We start from the raw sequence: 7,754 nt of genomic DNA, 5'->3' as shown, positions 1-7,754 counted from the left end.
GCTGTTTTCCGGGCACTTATTCCTCTTTTATGTGCCCGGTTTTTCCATTTTGCTGTTTTCCGGGCACTTATTCCTCTTTTATGTGCCCGGTTTTTCCATTTTGCTGTTTTCCGGGCACTTATTCCTCTTTTATGTGCCCGGTTTTTCCATTTTGCTGTTTTCCAGGCACTTATTCCTCTTTTAAGTGCCTGATTTTTCCACTTTGCTGTTTTCCGGGCACTTATTCCTCTTTTATGTGCCCGATTTTTCCACTTTGCTGTTTTCTAGGCACTTCATTTCAAAAACCCCCCATCCCAAAAACCAAATGAGGGGTTCCTACTCATTACATATCTATCGGTGTCTGTTGATTCTTCTGGCGACGCACACGATCTCTCCATACCGGTACAACTACCGCTAGAGTCGTGAGTACGAAAAGGGACATCGCCAGTGGGCTTGTTAAGAATATATTCCATGACCCGCCCGAAATCGTTAAGGACTGGCGGAGGGCATTCTCCATCATGCCTCCGAGAATGAAAGCAAGGATAAATGGAGCTGCTGGGAATGAAAAGATTCGCATAAAATAGCCTAAGATTCCAAATACAACAAGAAGGTAGAGGTCGAAGGTACTGAAGCTTACTGCGTATACCCCCACTAAACTTGAGATAATGACCAAGGATATTAATAAAGGACGTGGAACTTTCAAAATCTTAACGAAATAAGGAATTAATGGCAGGTTCAAAATTAGTAAAAAGACATTTCCGATGTACATACTTGCGATAATTCCCCAGAAAACGGTTGGGTTTTCTGACATTAGCAATGGTCCTGGTTGGACGCCGAGTACAAGAAAGGCTCCAAGCATGACAGCTGTTGTACCTGATCCAGGAATTCCGAGACTCAGTAATGGGACAAAGGCTCCGCTTGTGGCGGCATTGTTGGCGGTTTCTGGACCAGCCAAGCCTTTAATAGAACCTTTTCCAAACTCTTCAGGTTTTTTTGCCATTTTCTTTTCTGTAATGTAGGCGACGAAGGAAGATATGGTTGCTCCGGCTCCTGGTAACACTCCTAGTAAGAATCCAAGGAAGGATTGTCTTGTCATCGGACCTTTCATTTCCTTAAAGTCTTCTTTGGTCAATTTCAAGCTACCAATATTGTTTAAGCCAGAGAGCTTTTGTTTTCTATTTAAGATGAGGAAGCAGACTTCTGCGATTGCGAAAACTCCAAGGGCAATGATTAAGAAGTCAATTCCATCTAATAAATTGACGCTGCCGAATGTGAAACGGCTTGTACCTGTTTGGGAATCAATTCCAATGGTTACAATTATGAAGCCTAGGACTGCTGAAATGAGGGCTTTTATCGTTGAGCCTTCTGATAAGCTTGCGATTGCTGTTAGTCCAAGAAGCATCAGCGCAAAGTATTCTGGTGGTCCGAAAATAATGGCAACACTTGCGAGCACTGGTGCGAACATCATTAGTAAAATAACACTGACTGTTCCACCAACGAACGAACAAATGGCCGAAATGGCTAATGCTTTTCCTGCTTTTCCTTGCTGGGCCATCGGATAGCCATCAAATGCAGCAGCCACCGTCCCTGCTACACCTGGAGCGTTAAGTAGAATGGAAGAGGTGGAACCTCCATACATGGAACCATAGTAGACCCCTGCCATCATAACAAGTGCGATGGTTGGATCCATTCCGTATGTGACTGGAATCATGATGGCAATGGCGCTAATCGGTCCAAGCCCCGGAATCATCCCAATTATGGTTCCTAAAAATACACCTATAAAAACGAATAAAATAGCTTCCCAACTAAACGCTACTTGAAAGCCTTGTGCAATACCTTCTAACATGTAGTCTCACATCCTTTCTTTTAAAATGGTAGAATTCCTGCTGGCAGTCGAATTGCCAATCCGTAGTTGAACAGTGTGTAAGCACCTACGGAGAAAATAAGTGCAGTCAGTATAATGGCAACCCAGTTTTTATATCCTAGAAATCTCGTACAAACAATAATAAAGGCTGCTGTCATGATGACAAATCCAACTACTTCTAAGACAGTAATATAAACTAGAATTAACGCCATTACGCCAAGAAGCATGCCTGCCTCTTGTTTCTTAATCACACGTTTCTTTTTTTGTTCTTCTGTATCCACATCTTTGCTAAAGAAAAAACAGATGGAAAGAATTAATAAACTGAATCCTAAAAGCTTCGGTATTAAATCTGAATCTACTGGGACAAAGGCATATTCCGGTAGATTAAATGCCATAATTAGATAGACGACCGATAAGGTTATTAATACGAGAGCTAGCCCTCTGTTAACTGTTAATCCCATCACAACACCCCCTTAGTTTCTAATAAACCCTAATTCGTTTAAAAGGGCTTCTAGTTCATCTGATTGTTCATCCAAGAAAGCTTTGAATTCTTGGCTGTCCATAAATCTTTCATCCCAACCATACATGTTTCTGATTCTCTCAAAAGACTCTGATTCTGATGTATTTTTGAAAATATTTTCATAGTAAGCCAGTTGTTCATCCGACATATCTGGTGGACCAAATATGCCACGCCAAACGATAAATTCCGCATCGATTCCTTGTTCACGTCCAGTTGGTAATGTTTCTAGGTACTCATCACCGGTTAAACGCTCAGGAGACGTAATGCCCAATACTTTCATTTTTCCGGCACGTGCTTGTTCTGCAGCATCTGATACACCCGTGGAGACTATGTCAATACTACCGTTTAATACGGCTGTCATGGCGCCACCCTCTTGGTCAGAGATATAGCGGATTTTAGTTATATCGACACCAGCTGCATCTGCAAACATGATGAATTGCATATGATCCATGCTTCCTGGAGAGGAATGTCCTACTACCGTAACGCTTTCTGGAGTTTCTCTCATTTCCTCAAACAGTTCGTCCAATGTATCCCAGCGAGCATCCGCTCTGACGGCAAATGCACCGTAATCGGCAATTAGATTGGCGATTGGCGTGAAGTCGTCATAGCCATATGGCGACTGTCCGTTTAATGCCACAAAATGGATTGGTGGGGAACTAATGAAAAGGTTATGTGGGTCATTACGTTTATGAATATAAGCCCAGCCTACAGCGCCGCCTCCACCAGGCTTGTTCACTACTCCAAATCCCCGATTAGCCAAGTTTTCTTCATCAATGGTACGAGCTAACATCCTTGCTGTTGTGTCCCAACCTCCACCAGCTGCAGATGGTGCGATAATCTCTATGGAACGGTCAGGCTCCCACTCTCCGAATTCATTTATAGAACCAGTTTGAACAGGCATGGAACAGCCTGAAAGTAGAAGAAGTCCAACAATAGCGGAAACTAGTAATCTCTTAGACAATGAAAGCGCCTCCTTTTGGTTTTTTCTCATTTTACTTGCACCTTCACTATTTGTAACCGTTTACATTTTACTGTTCATTAAGATTATTCTGAAAGTTTTGTTCATTTTGTTCATGAAAAAAAAGCTTCCAAAAAAGAGTCAATTACTCCTTTTGAAAGCTTTTATTTATTAGGCAATAAATATTTTCGTTCTGGACGTCCGACAATTCCATACACAAGTTCGGCACGTGCTTCTTTTATAGAAATTAAATATTCTAAATATCTCCTAGATGTTGTACGAGATGCGCCGAGAAGCTGCCCTAATGCTTCGGCTGTAATACCTTCTTCTTGTTCTTGTAACAACTCTTTTACTTTTTCTAGTGTAATTTGATCGATTCCTTTTGGTAGATCTTGAGCACCAGTTTGTCTTGTTGGTTGCAATCTGAATAGCTTATCTGCCAAGCGCTGGGTAATTTCATCGTTGGATTGGAGGATTTGTTGATTTTTTTCTGCCTTTTCGACTGCTTCAGCGAGACGTTCCAGCGCGATTGGCTTGACTAAATAATCGACGATTCCAACTTGATATGCTTTCCTTAAAATCTCCATATCTGTTGCCGCGGTGATTAAAATTACTTGAAGTGTTGGGCAAATCTTTTTTAATTGAGTGATCATATCAACGCCAAGTTCGTCTGGTAAATACACATCAAGTAACACTAAATCTGGCTTCCATTTTTCTACTTCCAAGAGCATTTCCTTTGCTGTAGCAACTCTCTTCACATCGTTGATACCTTGTAAACCTAATAAGTATTGGCAATGAATATCTGCTACTCGGTAATCATCCTCTGCAACTAAAACATTCATGTTATTACTCTCCTAATTTTCGGTATATACAAATTAACGACGGTTCCACTGGATTGATTTTCCGTTATTTCTATGGAACCACCTAACTCTACTAAGGCGGCTTGGACTAGCGCAAGCCCAAAGCCACGCTGTTTTCCTTCTTTTGTCGTAAATCCCTGCTCATAAATCTGCTCTAAATCTGTTGGACTTATACCACTTCCGTTGTCAGCCACTTCAATAATTAAATCATCTGCGACATCTGTTAGAAAAATATCTACTTCGGGATTAGGTTTTCCTAAAACAGCATCAAACGCATTATCAATTACATTTCCGATGACGGTGACCAAAGGGGCCGTAGCAGTCTTTGGCCATTCAAAGTTTATGACACTTTCTTCATTTATGGAAAAAGAGATTTTCTTTTCTGATGCCTTTGATAGCTTTCCAATTAATACAGCCTGAATCGTTGGGTCGGAAATTTGTTCAAATAAAAGGTTTTCAAACGATCGTTGTTGTCCGATTTCCTCATGAATAAATTGCTTCGCTTTCTCGGTATGACCTAGTTGTATCCAACCTGAGATAGCATACAGTTTATTCGTATATTCATGTGTTTGAGCACGTAACCCTTGTGAATACTGCTGTACTTCTGATAGTGTGTTAATCAATTCTTGCAGTCCAGAACGATCCTTAAAACTAGCTACTTTTCCAGCGTAACTGCCTCCATCATCGATTGTTTCATAATTTACTATTAAATGTTTCTTTTTAAAGATTGTTTCATAGGAACCCGTTACCTGTTTAGATGAAAGGACATGCGCAATTTCAGATTGCGGTAATATTTCTTTAATGGGCTTTCCTAGTCCATCTAACCCGATTCCAAGAATCTCTTTTGCGGATTGATTTACTAGTGTCACATTCCCATCTTGATCAGTGGCTATTAAACCTTCATTGATAGACTCTAAAATGGCCCCTCGTTCTTTATACATTCGTCCTATTTGATGTGGCTCTAGTCCAAATGTATCTTTCCGAATACTTTTGGCAAGCATGAAGCTACCAAACACACCAATAATAAAGATAAAGCTAAGCCACATTAAAACGCCTATTAAACCTTGCATAAAATAGGAATCTACATAGGTAATCATAAATCCTACCGAAACGACTCCAACTATTTCTCCATTCTCATCAAAGATTGGAGTTTTTCCTCGAACAGAGCTGCCAAGTGATCCCTCTGCCAACGAAACATAGCTTTTGCCATGAATTAAAGCATCCTCATTGTCTCCACCAACCATGGTTTGTCCTATTTTTTCTGGCTGAGGATGTGTATATCTTATTTCTTCTCTATCACCAATTACAATAAATTCTGCTCCAGATTGCTCGCGAATCCGCTCAATAAAAGGTTGCAATTCTGCAGCGCTTTCATTTGTAGCAAGTATTCGCCTCACTTCAGGTATTTCAGAGACCGCAATGGCTGTCGTTAGCGCTTGCTGACCCACTAGTTCTCGTGCCTGCTTTTGTTCAAAATAAATATATACACCAGTTACCATGCACATAATCATTGATATTAATATACAAACAAGGAACATAAATTTCCGTTCCAACGGCCAACGAGCTTTCATCTACATTCCCCCTTCTATCAGTATAACTAGTTACATGACAAGTTGGTAGGCTATTAGAGAATTCTTATCGAAGACCGCTAAATGAGCAATGTAAAACAATAAAAAAAACAGGACGAGGAAAACTTATCGTTTTCCGCCCTGCTTTCCATTTAAAGTTTATAAGTTATAGATTTACGCCGACAAAATGTTATCAACTCTCATGCTTGGAGTGTTCCAAATTTCAATCCATTTTCTAATCGCTGTTACGACGATAACGATACCAAGCGTTAGCATGATAATGGATAGTGTACCATTTACGACGCTATAGCCTGCAGCCTCTGGATTTAGGTAGACATTTGTGATCATCCAATATCCTGCTGCATTAACTGTGACAAATAGATAGGATAGTGGAATGAGACATGTTAGCATATAGCGTCGTTTTGTTGCGACTTTCAAAATAACGGTGGCTCCAATAATTAGCCCGATTGAAGCCATTAATTGGTTGGAAACTCCGAACAGCGCCCATACCGAACCAATATCACCGGAGTAGAGTAGGTAACCCCAGGCAAAGCATGCTAGGGCACTCGCAAATATGTTTCCTGGTAGCCAATCGACCTTTTTAAGTGGTTTATAGAATTCACCAAAGAAGTCTTGGATTAAATAACGAGCAACACGTGTACCAGCATCAATTGCTGTTAAGATAAATACTGCTTCGAACATGATAACAAACTGGAAGAAGTACGATGCCATGTCGGAGAACCAAGGGATACTTGTGAAGATATAGGTCATACCTACCGCAAGTGATACCGCTCCACCTGTTCTTCCTTCTAAATCAAGTCCGATTTGCTGACTAAGTTCTGGTAAGTGTACTACCGACATTCCTAATGTTTCAAAAACAGCAGGAGTGGAGTTAATTGCAAAGTAGTCTCCAGGGTGAAGCGAGATTGCTGCGATTAGAGCCATGATAGCAACTAAACATTCTACTAGCATTCCGCCAAAACCAACTACTTTGATATCTTGCCATCTGTTCAACATTTTTGGAGTTGTACCGGAGCCAACAAAGGCATGGAATCCGGAAATAGCTCCACAAGCGATGGTAATGGAAATGAATGGCCAAACTGGTCCTGCAATAATTGGACCGCCACCATGGATAAATTCTGTTAAAGCAGGCATTTGTACCGTTGGGTTAATGATGAACACCCCAAGAATTAGTGCGATGAAAACCCCGATTTTCATAAAACTACTCAAGTAATCACGAGGTGCAAGTAATAACCAAACTGGTAAGGCTGCTGCGAAAAAGGCATAAATAGGTAGAATAATAGCAAGAGTCTTTGTATCAATTGTTAAGAAATCACCTAGTGCTGTTCCTTGGATAGAAGGGCCAATAAATACCCCTACCATTAGTAAGGCAAAACCAACTGTTGTAGCTAAACGAAGATTTCCTGTCTTTTTATAAAAAAGTCCTACCCCCATCGCAATTGGGATGGTGATTCCAACTGCAAATGTTCCCCATGGGTTTCTTTCTAATGCATGTAGCACAACCATGGAAAGTCCCGCCATTGTGATGGTAATGATGAAAAGCATCGCAAGTCCTGTACAGAAACCGGCGACCGGTCCTAGCTCTTCTTTTGCTACCTCTGAAAGTGACTTTCCTTTTTTACGCATGGATGCAAAAAGGACAACCGCATCGTGAACCGCTCCCCCAATTACCGCACCAATTAACAGCCATAATAAACCTGGTAAATAACCAAACTGAGCTGCTAATATCGGACCAACTAACGGGCCAGCTGCCGCAATTGCTGCAAAGTGGTGACCGAATGATACCCATTTGTTCGTTGGGACGTAGTCTTTTCCATCATTCAGTTCATGCGCTGGTGTTTTTTTCTTTTCTTCAAGCGCTTTTAACCTCATTACTTTTACTGCCATGAATGTTCCATATAAACGGTAAGCTATCATTAAGAAACACATGGAACCAATTACTATTGTAATCGCATTCATTTCTTTGTTGACCTCCCCTACTATT

The 7,754-nt window shown here is 40.9% G+C and carries 6 protein-coding genes; all 6 read right to left on the bottom strand.

Features of this window, described 5'->3' with window-relative positions; genetic code table 11:
- Positions 1–322: 322 nt before the first annotated feature.
- Positions 323–1,825, bottom strand: a complete 1,503-nt coding sequence (locus LRP81_RS17755; protein ID WP_230503598.1) for a tripartite tricarboxylate transporter permease — start codon at positions 1,823–1,825, stop codon at positions 323–325.
- 20 nt (positions 1,826–1,845) lie between these two features.
- A complete protein-coding gene (locus tag LRP81_RS17750) occupies positions 1,846–2,304 on the bottom strand; it encodes a tripartite tricarboxylate transporter TctB family protein (protein ID WP_230503596.1) in 459 nt (152 codons plus the stop codon).
- 12 nt (positions 2,305–2,316) lie between these two features.
- Entirely contained in the window at positions 2,317–3,264 is a 948-nt protein-coding gene (locus LRP81_RS17745; protein ID WP_230503610.1) for a tripartite tricarboxylate transporter substrate binding protein, read from the bottom strand.
- A gap of 221 nt (positions 3,265–3,485) precedes the next feature.
- Positions 3,486–4,163 carry a response regulator gene (locus LRP81_RS17740; protein WP_230503593.1) on the bottom strand — a complete coding sequence of 226 codons (678 nt, stop codon included), beginning with the start codon at positions 4,161–4,163 and terminating at the stop codon, positions 3,486–3,488.
- Entirely contained in the window at positions 4,160–5,752 is a 1,593-nt protein-coding gene (locus tag LRP81_RS17735) for an ATP-binding protein (protein ID WP_230503591.1), read from the bottom strand. The genes LRP81_RS17740 and LRP81_RS17735 overlap by 4 nt, the downstream gene beginning before the upstream one ends.
- A gap of 171 nt (positions 5,753–5,923) precedes the next feature.
- Positions 5,924–7,729, bottom strand: coding sequence for a carbon starvation CstA family protein (gene cstA / locus LRP81_RS17730; RefSeq protein ID WP_230503589.1), 1,806 nt, complete (start codon positions 7,727–7,729; stop codon positions 5,924–5,926).
- Positions 7,730–7,754: the final 25 nt, after the last annotated feature.

Source organism: Sutcliffiella rhizosphaerae, from assembly GCF_917563925.1.
Taxonomy (GTDB): domain Bacteria; phylum Bacillota; class Bacilli; order Bacillales; family Bacillaceae_I; genus Sutcliffiella_A; species Sutcliffiella_A rhizosphaerae.
This window is presented reverse-complemented; position numbering and strand designations above follow the sequence as displayed.